General features: G+C 70.3%; 11 protein-coding genes. 6 read left to right on the top strand and 5 right to left on the bottom strand.

What is annotated here, in order from left to right; genetic code table 11:
* Positions 1-45 precede the first annotated feature (45 nt).
* Positions 46-1,431 (bottom strand): site-2 protease family protein, encoded by a 1,386-nt coding sequence (locus E5082_RS20075; protein ID WP_135792636.1) that lies wholly within the window; start codon positions 1,429-1,431, stop codon positions 46-48.
* Between the two features lie 165 nt (positions 1,432-1,596).
* Here E5082_RS20075 and E5082_RS20070 point away from each other — a divergent pair, with 165 nt between their 5' ends.
* Complete coding sequence (locus tag E5082_RS20070; protein WP_135792635.1) at positions 1,597-2,526, top strand: RecB family exonuclease; 930 nt, start codon at positions 1,597-1,599, stop codon at positions 2,524-2,526.
* Positions 2,527-2,541: 15 nt separating this feature from the next.
* Positions 2,542-3,213: a response regulator gene (locus E5082_RS20065; protein WP_030812688.1), complete on the top strand. Its 672-nt coding sequence runs from the start codon at positions 2,542-2,544 to the stop codon at positions 3,211-3,213.
* Positions 3,214-3,272: 59 nt separating this feature from the next.
* Here the strand turns inward: E5082_RS20065 and E5082_RS20060 are convergent, their stop codons facing one another.
* The 4 genes from E5082_RS20060 to metH form a co-directional block, all read right to left on the bottom strand.
* Positions 3,273-4,847, bottom strand: coding sequence for an ABC transporter substrate-binding protein (locus E5082_RS20060; protein WP_229918948.1), 1,575 nt, complete (start codon positions 4,845-4,847; stop codon positions 3,273-3,275).
* A 69-nt stretch (positions 4,848-4,916) separates the two neighbouring features.
* Positions 4,917-6,521: an ABC transporter substrate-binding protein gene (locus E5082_RS20055; RefSeq protein WP_135792633.1), complete on the bottom strand. Its 1,605-nt coding sequence runs from the start codon at positions 6,519-6,521 to the stop codon at positions 4,917-4,919.
* 435 nt (positions 6,522-6,956) lie between these two features.
* Positions 6,957-7,697: an HAD family hydrolase gene (locus E5082_RS20050; protein ID WP_135792632.1), complete on the bottom strand. Its 741-nt coding sequence runs from the start codon at positions 7,695-7,697 to the stop codon at positions 6,957-6,959.
* A 130-nt stretch (positions 7,698-7,827) separates the two neighbouring features.
* Positions 7,828-11,346, bottom strand: a complete 3,519-nt coding sequence (metH, locus tag E5082_RS20045) for a methionine synthase (protein WP_135792631.1) — start codon at positions 11,344-11,346, stop codon at positions 7,828-7,830.
* A gap of 293 nt (positions 11,347-11,639) precedes the next feature.
* On the opposite strand from metH, the gene E5082_RS20040 reads away from it, so the two are divergent.
* The 4 genes from E5082_RS20040 (at position 11,640) to E5082_RS20025 (ending at position 16,703) form a co-directional block, all read left to right on the top strand.
* Positions 11,640-12,404 (top strand): IclR family transcriptional regulator, encoded by a 765-nt coding sequence (locus E5082_RS20040; RefSeq protein ID WP_135792630.1) that lies wholly within the window; start codon positions 11,640-11,642, stop codon positions 12,402-12,404.
* A 219-nt stretch (positions 12,405-12,623) separates the two neighbouring features.
* A complete protein-coding gene (locus tag E5082_RS20035; RefSeq protein WP_135792629.1) occupies positions 12,624-13,415 on the top strand; it encodes an MIP/aquaporin family protein in 792 nt (263 codons plus the stop codon).
* Positions 13,416-13,504: 89 nt separating this feature from the next.
* Entirely contained in the window at positions 13,505-15,043 is a 1,539-nt protein-coding gene (gene glpK / locus E5082_RS20030) for a glycerol kinase GlpK (protein WP_135792628.1), read from the top strand.
* 40 nt (positions 15,044-15,083) lie between these two features.
* Positions 15,084-16,703 carry a glycerol-3-phosphate dehydrogenase/oxidase gene (locus tag E5082_RS20025; RefSeq protein ID WP_135792627.1) on the top strand — a complete coding sequence of 540 codons (1,620 nt, stop codon included), beginning with the start codon at positions 15,084-15,086 and terminating at the stop codon, positions 16,701-16,703.
* The last annotated feature ends 257 nt before the right edge of the window (positions 16,704-16,960 follow it).

Raw genomic sequence — 16,960 nt, 5'->3', positions numbered from 1 at the left:
CCTACCGGCAGGAGAGGGGGGCGCCGACCACGCTCCCCGGTACCGCTAGGAGGGGCGCGCCATGGCTTTCACGAAGGCGCGCTCCACGTCGGCCGCCGAGAGGACGCCGTAGATCTCGCCGGTGTTCTCGACGACCAGGTACTCGGTCGCGGGGGTGGCGCGGAGGGTGTCCAGGAGTTCCTCGCCGGAGAGTTCGGCGGAGACGCGCATGCCGTCGGTGAGGTCCTGGGCGAGTTCGCTGACGGGGACCCAGGGGCGGCGGTGTTCGGGGACGCCGACGATGGCGGCCTCGCGGACGAGGGAGAGGGGGGTGCCGTCGGCGTCGACGACGACGAGGGCGCGGGCGCCGGCGGCGTTGGCGCGGCGCAGGCCTTCGGAGAGGGGGGTGTCGCTCTGGACGGGGACGGCGCGGCGGGTGAGGGTGCGGGCGCGGAGGTCGGGGAGGTGTTCGCGCAGCCGGGCCATGCGGAGGCTGTTGCCGGCGCCGGTCCAGATGATGGCGGCGAGGATCGCGGCGAGCAGGGCGTCGGTGACGGTGTCCATGCCGCTGACGTCCCGGTCGCCGCCGAGGGCGCCGGACTGGTTGAGCAGGGGCAGTCCGATGAGGACGGAGACGGCGAGGGCGCGGCCGACCCAGGCGGCGGCGACGGTGCCGGTCATGGGGCGGCCGGTGATCTTCCAGACGACGGCGCGGAGCATGCGGCCGCCGTCGAGCGGGAGGCCGGGCAGCAGGTTGAAGACGGCGACGATCAGGTTGGAGATCATCAGCCCGGCGAGGAGGACGCCGGGGACGGTGCCGGGTTCGACGGGTTTGAGGGCGAGGTAGAAGAGTCCGGCGAGGACGAGGGAGAGCAGGGGCCCGACGAAGGCGAGGACGAATTCGCGGCCGGGTGTCTCGGCTTCCTTCTCGATCTCGGAGACGCCGCCGAAGAACTGGAGCTGGATGCGGCGGACGGGGAGTTTGAAGCGGAGGGCGGCGATGGTGTGCGCGAGTTCGTGGACGAGGACGGAGGCGTAGAAGGCGACCGCGAAGAAGAGGGAGACGAGGTAGCGCAGGGCGCCGAGTTCGGGCAGGACGCGGTCGAGCTGGCCGCCGAAGACCCAGGTGATGAGGGCGGCGACGAGGAACCAGCTGGGGGCGACGTAGACGGGTACGCCGAAGGGGCGGCCCATGAGGATGCCGCCGCCGGGTTCCCTGGGGCGCTCGGGGGGCGGGTCGGTGCGGGCGATGCCGGCGTGGGCGAGGGAGCGGTGTTCGTGCCCGGTGCGGTCGGCGGTGTCGTCGGGCCGGGGCTTGCCGGGATGGCCCTGATCGCGTTCGGACTCGCTTTCGGGGTCGTGTTCCGGGTTCGGGGTCGGAGGCGCTGGGGGGTGGTCGGCCGGGTGGTTCTCGTCCGGCTGCGGCTGCCCGTTCCCGCCGGTCACGTCCACGGTGTCCCCTCGTTCGAAGCGTCTTCCGCGCGTGGCCGGGCGGAAGGGTCTCGGGTCGATGGTATGCGGCCCGGGTGGCGCGGTCCGCTCCGGCACCCTGGTGTGGAGGGGGCGTGAGGTGTGCGGCTGGGGCGCTGTCGGTGCCGGGCCGTATGGTCTTGGGTCATGGAGAGCAGCGGTGTGGAGAGTGCCCCCGAGGGCGTTTCGGGTGGCGAGGGCGGCGCGGAGGGTGTGGTGCGGGTCGCTGTGGCGCCGTCGTCGCTGTCTCCGTCGCGGGCGAGCGATTTCATGCGGTGTCCGTTGCTGTACCGGTTCCGGGTGATCGACCGGCTGCCGGAGAAGCCGAGTGAGGCGGCGACGCGGGGCACGCTGGTGCACGCGGTGCTGGAGCGGCTGTTCGACGCGCCGGCCGCGGAGCGTACGGCGCCGGCGGCGAAGTCGTTGGTCCCGGGGCAGTGGGACCGGTTGCGGGAGAGCCGGCCGGAGGTCGCGGAGCTGTTCGAGGGTGATCCGGAGGGTGAGCGGCTGGCGCGCTGGCTGGGTGAGGCGGAGCGGCTGGTGGAGCGCTGGTTCTCGCTGGAGGACCCGACGCGGCTGGAGCCGGCGGAGCGTGAGCTGTTCGTGGAGACGGAGCTGGATTCGGGGCTGCGGCTGCGCGGGATCATCGACCGGGTGGATGTGGCGCCGACGGGTGAGGTGCGCATCGTCGACTACAAGACGGGGAAGGCGCCGCGCCCGGAGTACGCGGAGGACGCGCTGTTCCAGATGAAGTTCTACGCGCTGGTGGTGTGGCGGCTGAAGCGGGTGGTGCCGCGCCGGCTGCAGCTGGTGTATCTCGGCAGTGGTGATGTGCTGACGTACGACCCGGTGCCGGCGGATCTGGAGCGGGTGGAGCGGAAGCTGCTGGCGTTGTGGGCGGCGATCCGGGAGGCGACGGAGTCGGGGGTGTGGCGGCCGCGGCCGACGAAGCTGTGCGGCTGGTGCGATCACCAGGCGGTGTGTCCGGAGTTCGGGGGTACTCCCCCGCCCTATCCGCTCGCCGTGAGGGCGGCGGAGTCGGGCGCGCGGGGGGCGGGCAGAATGGGGCCGGTCTAGCGAAGGAGTTCTCAGGTGGCCATCCGCGTCCTTCTGGTCGATGACCAGCCGCTGTTGCGTACCGGGTTCCGGATGATTCTGGAGGCGGAGCCGGATCTGGCGGTCGTCGGTGAGGCCGGTGACGGTCTGCAGGCGCTCGATCAGGTGCGTGCGCTGCAGCCGGATGTGGTGCTCATGGACATCCGGATGCCCCGGATGGACGGGGTGGAGGCGACCCGGCAGATCACGGGTCCGGAGCGGGACGGTCCGGCGAAGGTGCTGGTGCTGACGACGTTCGATCTGGACGAGTACGTGGTGGAGGCGCTCCGGGCGGGGGCGAGCGGGTTCCTGCTGAAGGACGCTCCGGCGGACGAGCTGGTGCAGGCGATCCGGGTGGTGGCGGCGGGTGAGGCGATGCTGGCGCCGAGCATCACGCGGCGGCTGCTGGACAAGTACGCGACGCATCTGCCGTCGGGCGAGGAGCCGGCGCCGAGCACGCTGCACACGCTGACGGACCGTGAGGTGGAGGTGCTGAAGCTGGTGGCGCGGGGGCTGTCGAACGCGGAGATCGCGGCGGATCTGTTCGTGAGCGAGACGACGGTGAAGACCCATGTGGGGCATGTGCTGACGAAGCTGGGCCTGAGGGACCGGGTGCAGGCGGCGGTGTACGCGTACGAGAGCGGTCTGGTGCGGCCGGGCGCGCAGTAGTCATGACTTCGGGGGCGCCCTTCCGGTGGGAGGGCGCCCTCGGTGTTCCCCGGCGGGGTTCAGCTCTTGCTGAGTTCCCAGAAGCGGAAGACGGTGGAGGCGTCGAGGCAGTACTCGAGGCCGTAGACGCCGTCCCGGACGACGGCGTACTGCTTGGCCTGCCAGACGGGCAGGATGGGCAGTTCGTCGGCGACGATGTCCTGGACCTGCGCGAAGTCCTTGTCGGTGGCGGCGCGGTCGCTCTGGGCGGCGGTGGCCGGGAGCAGGGTGCCGGTGAGGCGGCTGTTGTCGTAGTGGTTGGAGAGCACGTTGCCCTTGCCGAAGAAGGGCGCGGTGAAGTTGTCGGCGTCCGGGTAGTCGGGCACCCAGCCCTTGACGTAGACGCCGTACTTGCCGGCGGCGATGTCCTTCTCGTACTGGCCGAAGGGGACGGACTTGACGTCGGCTTCGAAGAGGCCGCTGGCGTTGAGCTGTTGGGCGACGGCGCGCAGTTCGGCGTCGGTGGCGGGGCCGTACCGGGCCGGGGTGGACCACAGGGTGAGCCGGACCTTGCCGGTGATGCCGTCGGCGCGCAGGGCCTGGGCGGCCTTGGCCCTGGAGGGGCGGGCGCCGTAGGTGTCGAAGAAGGCGGTGTTGTGGCCGATGATGCCGGCCGGGATGATCGAGTACAGCGGGGTGGCGGTGCCCTGGTAGACGTTGTGGATGAGGGCGTCGCGGTCGAGCAGGTGAGCGATGGCCTTGCGTACGCCGAGCTTTCCGGCGACGGGGTCCTTCATGTTGAAGACGAGGTGCTGGACCTCGGCGCTGCTGCCCTCGATGACGTCGATGCCCTTGGTGCCTTCCTGGGCGTCGATGTCGGTGATGTCGGTGGCGCTCAGGCCGCGGTAGGCGATGTCGATGTCGCCGCCGAGGAGGGCCTTCTTCAGGGCCTTCTGGTCGCCGTGGAAGAACTTGAGGGTGACGCCGGAGTTCTGGATGTCGGCGGTGCCCCGGTAGTGGGAGTTGACCGAGAAGACGGCCCGGCCCTTGTCGAAGGAGTCGAGCTTGTAGGGGCCGGAGCCGACGGCCTTGCTGTCGGTGCGCAGGGCGCCGGCGTCGTACTGGCGGTGGTCGACGATGGAGCCGGCACCGGAGGCGATCTTGCTGGGGAAGGTCGCGTCGGGGGCGTTGAGGTGGAAGACGACCGTCTTGGCGTCCGGTGTCTCGACCCGCTCCAGCGTCGGGAACATGACAGCCGGACCGGCGGGGTCGTTGATCTTCAGCAGGCGGTCGAAGGAGAACTTGACGTCCTCGGACGTGAGGGAGTCGCCGTTGCTGAACTTCAGGCCGGGCTTGAGTTCGCACCGGAAGAGGGTGGCCCGGGTGTCACCGAAGACGCAGGACTTGGCGAGTTCGGGCTGGGGCTGGGTACCGCCGTTGGGGAAGCTGAGCAGCGACTGGAAGACGTTGTTGAACAGCAGCCAGGAGCCGGGGTCGTAGCCCGATGCCGGGTCGGTCGCCAGGACGTCGTCGGACATCCCCATCACCATGGCCTGACCGGTGCCCCTGGCATCGTCGGTCCCGGAGCCGCAGCCGGTCAACAGGCCGCAGGCCAGCCCCGCCACCACGGGCAGGACCGGCCACTGGGTGCTCATCTTCACAGCAGTGCCTTGTCGTCGGTTCGTGGCCCGGAGCCGCCGTCGCGGCTCCGGGTACGGGAGACGTCAGCCGCTCACACCACGGCCGAGCTCCCACAGCTGAAGCGTGGACGAGGAGTTCAGGGCGTACGAGGTGCCCGTGATGTCGTCCCGTGCGGCGACGTACTGCTTGCCCTGCCACAGCGGCAGCACGGGGACGTCCTCGGCGACGGTGTCCTGGATCTCGGTGAGGCTCTTGGCGGCGTCGAGGCGGTCGGCCTCGCGGCGGGACTCGGGGATCAGCGTCCGCTCGATCGTGCTGTTGGCGTACGGCGAGCCGAGGAAGTTGTCCTTGTCGAGGAACGGCGCCAGGAAGTTGTCGGCGTCGGGGAAGTCGGGGAACCAGCCCATGCCGTAGACGTCGTACTGGCCTTTCTGCTCCGCGGGGCGGAAGGTGGCCCAGGGGTGGCCCTGGATGGTGACGTCGAAGAGGCCGCTGTCGTTGAGCTGCTTCTGCAGGACCTCGAACTCCTGCTTGGTGGCGGAGCCGTAGTGGTCGGTGGTGTAGTGCAGCGTCAGCTTGAGCGGGGCGGTGACGCCGGCCTTGGCGAGCAGCAGCTTGGCCTTGGCGACGCTCGGGTCGCCGTACTTGTTGAAGAACGAGTTGGAGTGGCCGGTCAGGGTGGCGGGCACCAGGGAGTACAGCGGCTCGGCCTGGGTGCCGTAGACCTTGGAGACCAGTTCGCCGCGGTTGACGACCTGGGCGATGGCCTGGCGGACGGCCTTGTCCTTGACCGTCTGCGCGTTGGTGTTGAAGGCGAGGTAGCGGATCTCTAGACCCGGCATGTCGACGAGGTCGGCGTGCCCGTCGGAACCGCCGTCGAGCTTCTGGATCTGGCTCGGCGACATGGTGCGGCTCATGACGTCGATGTCGCCGCGCTCCAGGGCGGCGCCCATCGCGTCGGCGCCGTCGAAGGAGCGGATCTCCACCTTGTCGTTGTTCAGCTCGGAACTGCCCTTGTACAGGGGGTTCTTGGTGAACGTGGCGCTGACCATGGCGTCGCCCTTGACCTGCGCCTTGAAGGTGTACGGCCCGGAGCCGTCGACCTCGAAGCCGTCGCGCAGCTTGTCCTTGGCGTAGTCCTTGGGGTTCACGATGCCCGCGACCGGGGTGGACAGCTTGAACGGGAAGGTGGCGTCGGCCGTCTTCAGGTGGAAGATGACCTCGCGCTCGCCCTGGGTCTCGACGGTGTCGACGGTGTTCAGCAGGGCGGCGACACCGCTGTCGGCCTCGAGCTTGATGGCGCGGTCGATGGAGAACTTCACATCGGCGGCGGTGACCGGGTCGCCGGAGGCGAACTTCAGGCCGCTGCGCAGCTTGCAGGCGAAGCGCTCGTTGCCGGTGTCGGTGAAGCTGCAGCTCTCGGCGGCCTCCGGGACGGGGCTGCCCTCGCCCTTGGGCTGGGTCATCAGCGTCTGCACGGCCTGACGCAGGATGTTCCAGGTGCCGACGTCGTAGGCGTAGGCGGGGTCGAGGGGCGCGGGGGCGTCGCTCGTGGCCGTGAACCGGTCCGTGGTGCCGACGACGATGGGGTCGCCGTTCTTGGCCCCACTGTCGGTTCCGCCGCACGCGGCGAGAACCGGCGTGAGCAGGCCGGCCACTGCCGGCAGCACCAGAGTCTTGCGGTTCATGCTGGACGTTCTCCAGAGCTGTTCGGTTCCGTGAACCGGCAAGCTTCGGATGGGCGCGGCGGGTCACGGGGGTTGCTGCGATGTTGTCGCGTCGACATTAGTCCGCACCCGCAGGGCGCTTCGAGGTCCCTGGAGTTGAGGGCTCATCACGCAGTGAAACCGGGTGTGGACGCACCGAAAAACCGACAGGGGCAGGATTCGTACAACGGTCCATCAATCGGGACACATGGGCGCGCGGACGGGGCGTTCGGCGCCGTTTTCTGCACACTCGGGGGGACGTTGTCGAGACCGGCTGGAGTGGCGAACGTCACAGTGTCAACTGCGGTCCGGGATACCGGAATTCAACCGGTTCGACGGGCGGGCAATTTCCGCCGGGGCGCAACTCCGGGGAATTGCGCCCCTGGTCAGCATTGTTTTCGCACGCTGGGTGAACGCCTAGTGCGTGAGTGTCATCAGGCCGCGCAGAAAAGACAGGTCGACCTGTTCCAGCGAGGGTACGACGGTGCGCCGTTCGGCCGGGACGATGGGGGCGATGGAGGGCACGGCGACCACGTGGCAGCCGGCGGCCTCGGCGGCGGCGACCCCGGTGGCGGTGTCCTCGATGACGGCGCAGCGGGCGGGGTCGGCGCCGAGTCCGGCGGCGGCCAGCAGGTAGGGGTCGGGGTGGGGCTTGGTGCGGGAGACCTCGTCGCCACCGATGGACAGGGAGAAGTGGTGCGGGCCGAGCGCGGTCAGCACGCGGTCGATGATGCGCCGGTGGGAGGCGGAGACCAGGGCGGTCGGGATGTTGTGCTCGTGGAGTTCGGCGAGCAGCCGGGCGGCGCCGGGCATCAGCGGGAGGTGACTGCCGATGCGGGCCTCGAAGCCGTCGTTGAGCAGGAGGGAGAGTTCGGCGAGGGTGATGGCGGCGCCGGTGGCCTCGATGAGGAAGCCGGCGCTGCGGGTCATGGGGCCGCCGACGACGACGTGCCGCCAGGACTCGTCGAGGGTGTGCCCGAGGGCGGCGAAGACCTCGACCTCGACGTCCCACCAGAATCCCTCGGTGTCCACCAGGGTGCCGTCCATGTCGAGGAGGACCGCTTGCAGGGCGGACCCTTCGGCAGTAGGGGTCTGCCCTGGTCGAGCGGAGTCGAGAGCTTGGGGAAGGGTTCCGGGCGCGGGGACCGTGCTGGTCATCCGGGCGCACCTCCTTGAGGGACGATCAGGCCGGTTCCCGGGAAGGGAACCGGCCTGCGGTGGACCGACCAGCATACGTCGCTTGCGCCCGAAGCGCCTGTTGTGTGCGCGTGTCCGCCGACCGGGCTGGTCAGCGGGCGTTGAAGTACTTCGCCTCGGGGTGGTGGATGACGATGGCGTCGGTGGACTGCTCGGGGTGGAGCTGGAACTCCTCGGAGAGGTGGACGCCGATCCGCTCGGGCCGGAGCAGATCCGCGATCTTGGCGCGGTCCTCCAGGTTGGGGCAGGCGCCGTAGCCGAGGGAGAAGCGGGCGCCCCGGTACTTCAGGGCGAACATGTCCTCGATGCCGGCGGGGTCCTCCCCGGCGAAGCCGAGTTCGGCGCGGACGCGGGCGTGCCAGTACTCGGCCAGCGCTTCGGCCAACTGGACGGACAGGCCGTGCAGTTCGAGGTAGTCGCGGTAGGCGTTGGCCTCGAAGAGCTTGGCGGTCTCCTCGCCGATCCGGGAGCCGACGGTGACGACCTGGAGGCCGACCACGTCCCGCTCGCCGGACTCCTCCGGGCGGAAGTAGTCCGCGAGACAGAGCCGGCGGCCCCGGCGCTGGCGGGGGAAGGTGAAGCGGGTGCGTTCGTTGCCGTCCTCGTCCAGGATGATCAGGTCGTCGTCCTTGGAGACGCAGGGGAAGTAGCCGTGGACGACGGCGGCCTCCAGCAGGTTCTCCGTCTGGAGCCGGTCGAGCAGGCCGCGCAGCCGGGGGCGGCCCTCGGTCTCGGCCAGCTCCTCGTAGGAGGGACCGTCGCCGGTGCGGGCCTGCTTGAGCCCCCACTGGCCCTTGAAGAGGGCCCCCTCGTCCAGCCAGGACGCGTACTCCTTGAGCTGGATGCCCTTGACCACGCGGGTGCCCCAGAACGGCGGGGTGGGCACCGGGTTGTCGGTGCGCACGTCGGAGCGGACGTGACCCTCCTGCGGGGTCTCCTCGGGGAGGTCGGCGACGGGGGTGGCGCGGACCCGGCGCTGCTTCAGCTCGGGAAGCCGCGCGCCGGGCAGGCCGCGCTTGACGCCGATGAGGGCGTCCATCAGGCGCAGGCCCTCGAAGGCGTCACGGGCGTAGCGGACCTCGCCCTCGTAGACCTCGTGGAGGTCCTGCTCCACGTAGGCGCGGGTGAGGGCGGCGCCGCCCAGGATCACCGGGTAGTCGGCGGCCAGGCCGCGCTGGTTCAGCTCCTCCAGGTTCTCCTTCATGATCACCGTGGACTTGACCAGGAGGCCGGACATGCCGATGACGTCGGCGCGGTGCTCCTCGGCGGCGTCCAGGATCGCGGAGACGGGCTGCTTGATGCCGAGGTTGACGACGTTGTAGCCGTTGTTGGACAGGATGATGTCCACGAGGTTCTTGCCGATGTCGTGGACGTCTCCGCGCACGGTGGCCAGCACGATCGTGCCCTTGCCCTCGGCGTCGGACTTCTCCATGTGCGGTTCGAGGTGCGCGACCGCCGTCTTCATGACCTCGGCGGACTGGAGCACGAAGGGAAGCTGCATCTGGCCGGAGCCGAAGAGTTCGCCCACGGTCTTCATGCCGTCGAGGAGGGTGTCGTTGACGATGTCGAGGGCGGGGCGGTCCGTCAGTGCCTCGTCCAGGTCGGCTTCGAGGCCGTTGCGCTCGCCGTCGATGATGCGGCGCTTGAGGCGTTCCTCCAGGGGCAGCGCGGCCAGTTCCTCGGCCTTGCCGGCGCGCAGCGACTTCGCGGTGGCGCCCTCGAAGAGCGCCATCAGCTTCTGCAGCGGGTCGTAGCCCTCGGCGCGGCGGTCGTGGATGAGGTCGAGGGCGGTCTGCACCTCTTCCTCGCTGAAGCGGGCGATGGGCAGGATCTTGGAGGCGTGCACGATGGCCGAGTCCAGGCCCGCCTTGACGCATTCGTCGAGGAAGACGGAGTTGAGCAGGATGCGGGCGGCCGGGTTGAGGCCGAAGGAGATGTTGGAGAGGCCGAGCGTGGTCTGGACGTCCGGGTGGCGCCGCTTGAGTTCGCGGATGGCCTCGATGGTGGCGATGCCGTCCTTGCGGGACTCCTCCTGACCGGTGCAGATGGTGAAGGTCAGGGTGTCGATGAGGATGTCCTCCTCGCGGATGCCCCAGTTCCCGGTGAGGTCGTCGATGAGCCGTTCGGCGATCTCGACCTTCTTCTCCGGGGTGCGGGCCTGGCCCTCCTCGTCGATGGTGAGCGCGATCAGGGCGGCGCCGTGCTCGCGGGCGAGCCGGGTGACCTTGGCGAAGCGGGAGTCGGGGCCGTCGCCGTCCTCGTAGTTCACCGAGTTGATCACCGCGCGGCCGCCGAGCTTCTCCAGGCCGGCCTGGATGACGTCGACCTCGGTGGAGTCGAGCACGATCGGCAGGGTGGAGGCGGTGGCGAGGCGGCCGGCGAGTTCGGCCATGTCGGTGACGCCGTCGCGGCCGACGTAGTCCACGCAGAGGTCGAGCATGTGCGCGCCCTCGCGGATCTGCTCGCGGGCCAGCTCCACGCAGTCCTCCCAGCGGGCCTCGAGCATGGCCTCGCGGAACTTCTTGGAGCCGTTGGCGTTGGTGCGCTCGCCGATGGCGAGGTAGGAGGTGTCCTGGCGGAACGGCACGGACTGGTAGAGCGAGGCGGCGCCCGCCTCGGGCCGCGGCTGCCGCTCGGAGGGCTTGAGGTCGCGGACCCGCTCGACGACTTGGCGCAGGTGCTCGGGCGTGGTGCCGCAGCAGCCGCCGACCAGCGAGAGGCCGTACTCGCGGACGAAGGTCTCCTGGGCGTCGGCCAGCTCGGGGGCGGTGAGCGGGTAGTGCGCGCCGTCCTTGCCGAGGACGGGGAGGCCGGCGTTGGGCATGCAGGCCAGCGGGATACGGGCGTTGCGGGCGAGGTGGCGCAGGTGCTCGCTCATCTCGGCGGGGCCGGTGGCGCAGTTCAGGCCGATCATGTCGATGCCGAGGGGTTCCAGCGCGGTGAGCGCGGCGCCGATCTCGGAACCGAGCAGCATGGTGCCGGTGGTCTCGACCGTCACCGAGACGATGACCGGCAGGTCGATGCCGAGGGCGTCCAGGCCCCGCCGGGCGCCGAGGACGGCGGCCTTGGTCTGGAGGAGGTCCTGGGTGGTCTCGATCAGCAGGGCGTCGGCGCCACCGGTGACGAGTCCCTCGGCGTTCTGCTGATAGGCGTCGCGCAGGGTGGTGTACGGGGCGTGGCCGAGGGTGGGCAGCTTGGTGCCCGGCCCCATGGAGCCCAGGACCCAGCGGGGGCGGCCGTCGCGGGCGGTGAACTCGTCGGCGACCTCGCGGGCGACGCGGGCGCCGGACTCGGAGAGTTCGTGGACGCGCTCGGCGATGTCGTACTCGCCGAGGGCGGAGTGGTTGGCGCCGAAGGTGTTGGTCTCGACGCAGTCGACGCCCACCGCGAAGTACTCCTCGTGCACGGAGCGCACGATGTCGGGCCGGGTGAGATTGAGGATCTCGTTGCAGCCCTCGAGCTGCTGGAAGTCGTCGAGCGTGGGTTCCTGGGCCTGGAGCATGGTGCCCATGGCTCCGTCGGCGACCACCACACGGGTGGCGAGTGCCTGACGGAGCGCGGACGCACGGGTCCGGCTGTCGGCGGAAGGGGACGTCGGCGACGAGGCCATGAAGGGGCTCCCTTGGATGCGACGGCTGTCGGCTATGCGCCCGCTCCGGCCGGGGCCGGGGTGGGGCACGGCGCCAGAGTAACCGCCAGTGGGCTTGGATGGGCACAGGCGTCCACGACACGGACGCGGATGGCGGAGTCCGGCCGGTGGGTGCGGTGGCCGGAACCCGACGGGTGTGCCGGCCCAACCCCTGCTCATTGGCGGGAGATCGACATGGACCGGTAATGTTCGGCATTGCCGAACGCGTGAGGGATGGCTCGGCGGTGGCCGATGCGGACGGAGGCAGGACGGCGATGGCACGGAACATCCAGTCGCTCGAACGGGCGGCCGCGATGCTGCGCCTGCTCGCGGGCGGCGAGCGGCGGCTCGGCCTCTCCGACATCGCCTCGTCGCTGGGCCTGGCCAAGGGCACCGCGCACGGCATCCTGCGCACCCTCCAGCACGAGGGCTTCGTGGAGCAGGACGAGGCCTCGGGCCGCTACCAGCTGGGCGCGGAGCTGCTGCGGCTGGGCACCACCTACCTGGACGTGCACGAGCTGCGGGCGCGGGCCCTGGTGTGGACCGACGACCTGGCCCGCTCCAGCGGGGAGAGCGTGTACCTGGGCGTGCTGCACCAGCAGGGCGTGCTGATCGTGCACCACGTCTTCCGCCCGGACGACAGCCGTCAGGTGCTGGAGATCGGTGCGATGCAGCCCCTGCACTCCACGGCGCTCGGCAAGGTGCTCGCCGCCTACGACCCGGTGGCCCACAGCGAGGCGCTGGACTCCTCCCGCAAGGCGTTCACCGACCGTACGGTGTGCGCGCCGGAGGAGTTCGAGCACCTCCTGGACCTCACGCGGGCGCGCGGGTACGCGGCCGACCTGGAGGAGACCTGGGAGGGCGTGGCGTCGATCGCCGCGCCGATCCACGACCGGCGCCGGATGCCGGTGGGCGCGGTGGGGATCGCCGGCGCCGTGGAGCGGCTGTGCCGGGACGGCGAGCCGCGTCCGGAGCTGGTCGCGGCGGTGCGGGACTGCGCCCGCGCGGTCTCCCGCGACCTGGGCGCCGCCCGCTTCTGAGCACGGCCTTCCGCGGAGGACCGGTCTGCTGTGCCCCCGTCCGTAACGATCCGGCGTTCTGTGCTTTTTTTCGCCCCCGGAACTCTTGACGCGTGCGCGCGCCGAAAGCGAGACTCCCGTCCATCGGTCGGCATTGTCGAACACCTATCGGTATTACGCGTTAGGGTGGGGCAGCGCCAAGGGCCGGGTTTCCCTGGACCAATGACAAAGGAGTCGCGGGTGTCCAGCTCCGACATCTTCATCGGCGAGACCATAGGTACCGCCGTTCTCATCCTGCTCGGTGGCGGCGTGTGTGCCGCCGTGACACTGAAGGCGTCCAAGGCGCGCGGCGCCGGATGGCTGGCCATCGCCTTCGGGTGGGGTTTCGCCGTTCTGACGGCCGTCTACACCTCGGCGCCCCTCTCCGGCGCGCATCTCAATCCGGCCGTGACCCTCGCGCTGGCGATCAAGGACCACGACTACGGCACGCTCCCCGCGTACTGGGGCGGCCAGTTGCTGGGCGCGATGATCGGCGCGACGCTGGTCTGGGTGGCCTACCTGGGCCAGTTCCGCGCCCACCTGACCGACCAGGAGATCGTCGGCGGGCCCGGCGCGCAGGACACGGTCAAGGCGGTCGAGGCCGAGGAGGCGGCCGCGGGCCCGGTACTGGGCATCTTCTCCACCGGTCCGGAGATCCGGAACGCGGTGCAGAACCTTCTGACGGAGATCATCGGCACGATCGTGCTGGTGCTGGCGGTCCTCACGCAGGGCCTGAACAACGAGGGCAACGGTCTGGGCCCGGTGGGCGCGCTGATCACGGCCCTGGTGGTCGTCTCGATCGGCCTGTCGCTCGGCGGTCCGACGGGATACGCGATCAACCCCGCGCGTGACCTCGGACCGCGCATCGTGCACGCGCTGCTGCCGCTGCCCAACAAGGGTGGTTCGGACTGGAGCTACGCCTGGGTGCCGGTCGTCGGTCCACTCATCGGCGCCGCGATCGCGGCGGGCATCTACAACGTCGCTTTTGCTTGATGAGTAACGATTTGCGCGAAAAGCACCGATTATTCGAGTAAGCGCCGTACACACCGCCACCCTCACCTCGGATCTCCCAGGAGCACAAAGTGACCGACGCCCACACCGCAGGCCCCTTCATCGCGGCGATCGACCAGGGCACGACCTCCTCGCGCTGCATCGTCTTCGACAAGGACGGCCGCATCGTCTCCGTCGATCAGAAGGAGCACGAGCAGATCTTCCCCAAGCCCGGCTGGGTCGAACACGACGCGAACGAGATCTGGACGAACGTCCAGGAGGTCGTCGCCTCCGCCATCGCCAAGGCGAACATCACGCGCGACGACATCAAGGCCATCGGCATCACCAACCAGCGCGAGACGACCGTGCTGTGGGACAAGAACACCGGTGAGCCCGTCCACAACGCCATCGTCTGGCAGGACACCCGTACCGACGCCCTCTGCCGCGAGCTGGGCCGCAACGTCGGCCAGGACCGTTTCCGCCGCGAGACCGGCCTGCCGCTGGCGTCCTACTTCGCCGGGCCCAAGGCCCGCTGGCTGCTGGACAACGTGGAGGGCCTGCGGGAGCGCGCCGAGGCCGGCGACATCCTCTTCGGCACCATGGACAGCTGGGTCATCTGGAACCTGACCGGCGGTGTCAACGGCGGCCAGCACGTCACCGACGTCACCAACGCCTCGCGCACCATGCTGATGAACCTGCACACCATGGAGTGGGACAAGAAGATCTGCGAGTCCATCGGGGTGCCGGAGCAGATGCTCCCCGAGATCCGCTCCTCCGCCGAGGTCTACGGCGAGATCACCGGCGGCAGCCTCGGCGACCTGCTCGGCGGCACCCCGGTCGCCTCCGCGCTCGGCGACCAGCAGGCGGCCCTGTTCGGCCAGACCTGCTTCTCCGAGGGCGAGACCAAGTCGACCTACGGCACCGGCACCTTCATGGTGATGAACACCGGCGAGAAGATCATCAACTCCTACGCCGGCCTGCTCACCACCGTCGGCTACAAGATCGGCGACAAGCCGACCGTGTACGCCCTCGAGGGCTCCATCGCCGTCACCGGCTCGCTGGTGCAGTGGATGCGCGACCAGATGGGCCTCATCTCCACCGCCGCCGAGATCGAGACCCTCGCGCTCTCGGTCGAGGACAACGGCGGCGCCTACTTCGTACCGGCCTTCTCCGGCCTGTTCGCCCCGCACTGGCGCTCCGACGCCCGCGGTGTGATCGCCGGCCTGACCCGGTACGTGACCAAGGCGCACCTCGCGCGCGCCGTCCTGGAGGCCACCGCCTGGCAGACGCGGGAGATCGCGGACGCCATGACGAAGGACTCCGGGGTCGAGCTGACCACGCTCAAGGTGGACGGCGGCATGACCGCGAACAACCTGCTGATGCAGCAGCTCGCGGACGTGCTCGACGCCCCCGTGGTGCGCCCGATGGTCGCCGAGACCACCTGTCTCGGTGCCGCCTACGCCGCCGGTCTCGCCGTCGGCTTCTGGTCCGGCACGGACGAGCTGCGCGCCAACTGGCGCCGGGCCGCCGAGTGGACCCCCCGCATGGACGCGGAGACCCGCGACCGTGAGTACAAGAACTGGCTCAAGGCCGTCGAACGGTCCATGGGCTGGCTCGAGGACGAGAGCTGACCCGCCAGGTCCGGCTCCGACGAGGAGTGAAGTACCCGACATGACCAGTCCCACCACCCTGCAGTCCGTACCTGCCCTGGGCACGCACCCGGCCTCCGGCTCCAACCCGAGCCGCGCCGAGACCCGGGAGCAGCTCGCGCGGGCGTCGTACGACCTCCTAGTGATCGGCGGCGGCATCCTGGGCATCTCCACCGCCTGGCACGCCGCGCAGTCCGGGCTCAGGGTGGCGCTGGTCGACGCCGGCGACTTCGCCGGAGCCACCTCCTCCGCCTCCTCCAAGCTGCTCCACGGCGGGCTCCGCTACCTCCAGACCGGCGCGGTGAAGCTGGTCGCGGAGAACCACTTCGAACGGCGCGCGGTCTCCCGCCAGGTGGCCCCCCACCTGGCGAACCCGCTCACCTTCTACCTGCCGGTGTACAAGGGCGGCCCGCACAGCGCGGCCAAGCTCGGCGCGGGCGTGTTCGCCTACTCCGCGCTCTCCGCGTTCGGCGACGGCGTGGGGCACCTGCTCTCGCCGGCCAAGGCCGCGCAGGACGTGCCCGAGCTGCGCACCGACAACCTGAAGGCCGTGGCCGTGTACGGCGACGACCAGATGAACGACGCCCGCATGGCGCTGATGACGGTCCGCGCGGCCGTCGACGCGGGCGCGGTCGTGCTGAACCACGCCGAGGTCACCGGGCTGCGCACCACGCGCGGCCGGGTCACCGGCGCCGAGCTGAAGGACCGGCTCACCGGCGAGGAGTTCGGCGTCGACGCCCGTCTGGTGCTGAACGCGACCGGTCCCTGGGTGGACCACCTGCGCCGGATGGAGGACCCGCACGCGGCCCCCTCGATCCGCCTGTCCAAGGGCGCGCACCTGGTCCTGAAGCGCACCGCCCCCTGGAAGGCGGCGCTGGCCACCCCGATCGACAAGTACCGCATCACGTTCGCCCTGCCGTGGGAGGACATGCTGCTGCTCGGCACCACCGACGAGGTGTACGAGGGTGACCCGGGGGACGTGTCGGTCACCGAGTCGGACATATCCCAGATCCTGGACGAGGCCGCGTTCTCCGTCCGGGACCAGCAGCTCCAGCGGGATCTGATCACCTACTCCTTCGCCGGACTGCGTGTGCTGCCCGGCGGGCCCGGTGACACCGCGAAGGCCAAGCGGGAGACCGTGGTCACCGAGGGTCCGGGCGGGATGCTCTCGGTGGCGGGCGGCAAGTGGACCACGTTCCGGCACATCGGACGGACCGTGCTGAAGAAGCTGGAGGAGCTGCCGGGCCGCCCGCTCGGTGACGACTTCGAGCCGGTGTCGGAGCTGCCCAAGCGGCTGCCGCTGCCCGGTGTGGCCAACCCGCGCGCGGTCGAGCACCGGCTGCTGGTGGACCGTCCGGCGCCCGGTCCGCGCATGGGCGCCGACACCGCCCGCCACCTGGCCACCCACTACGGCTCGCTGGCCTTCGACATCGCCCGCCTGGCCAACGAGCACCCGGAGCTGGCCGAGCGGGTCCACCCCGACGCGCCGGAGATCTGGGCGCAGGTGGTCTGGGCCCGCGACCACGAGTGGGCCGAGACCCCGGACGACGTGCTGCGCCGCCGCACCACGCTCACCATCCGCGGCCTGGCCACGGACGAGGTGCGCGCGCGGGTGGGTGAGGTGCTCGACAAGAAGCAGTGACAGGCGCTTCCCAGGGGCGTTTCCGTTTCGGCGGAACCGCCCCTGGCGCGTGTCCGCGCCTCCATCCGCCCCCGAACACTCCCGCGCGCTCCCTCGAACGTGTTTCAAAGGGTGCGTTCACCACCCTGTCTACGGCTAAAACGGATCTTTCCGACAGTACGGCGCGGACGCGGCGCCGCCTCGGCCTCGTGGCGGCTGATGGCGTTCCTAAAGGACGCCCACCGGGTGTGCTGCGCAGGTCGGGCGCGTGCTTCGAG

Source organism: Streptomyces griseoluteus, from assembly GCF_004784465.1.
Lineage (GTDB): Bacteria > Actinomycetota > Actinomycetes > Streptomycetales > Streptomycetaceae > Streptomyces > Streptomyces griseoluteus.
The sequence above is the reverse complement of the archived record's forward strand: the minus strand, read 5'-3'. Positions and strand labels throughout refer to the sequence as shown.

Bases quoted from the DNA above. Each gene is read 5' to 3' on its own strand.
- E5082_RS20070 (WP_135792635.1), top strand. From the start codon at position 1,597: ATGGAGAGCAGCGGTGTGGAGAGTGCCCCCGAGGGCGTTTCGGGTGGC.
- E5082_RS20060 (WP_229918948.1), bottom strand. From the start codon at position 4,847: ATGAGCACCCAGTGGCCGGTCCTGCCCGTGGTGGCGGGGCTGGCCTGC.
- E5082_RS20055 (WP_135792633.1), bottom strand. From the start codon at position 6,521: ATGAACCGCAAGACTCTGGTGCTGCCGGCAGTGGCCGGCCTGCTCACG.
- E5082_RS20050 (WP_135792632.1), bottom strand. From the start codon at position 7,697: ATGACCAGCACGGTCCCCGCGCCCGGAACCCTTCCCCAAGCTCTCGAC.
- metH (WP_135792631.1), bottom strand. From the start codon at position 11,346: ATGGCCTCGTCGCCGACGTCCCCTTCCGCCGACAGCCGGACCCGTGCG.
- E5082_RS20040 (WP_135792630.1), top strand. From the start codon at position 11,640: ATGGCACGGAACATCCAGTCGCTCGAACGGGCGGCCGCGATGCTGCGC.
- E5082_RS20025 (WP_135792627.1), top strand. From the start codon at position 15,084: ATGACCAGTCCCACCACCCTGCAGTCCGTACCTGCCCTGGGCACGCAC.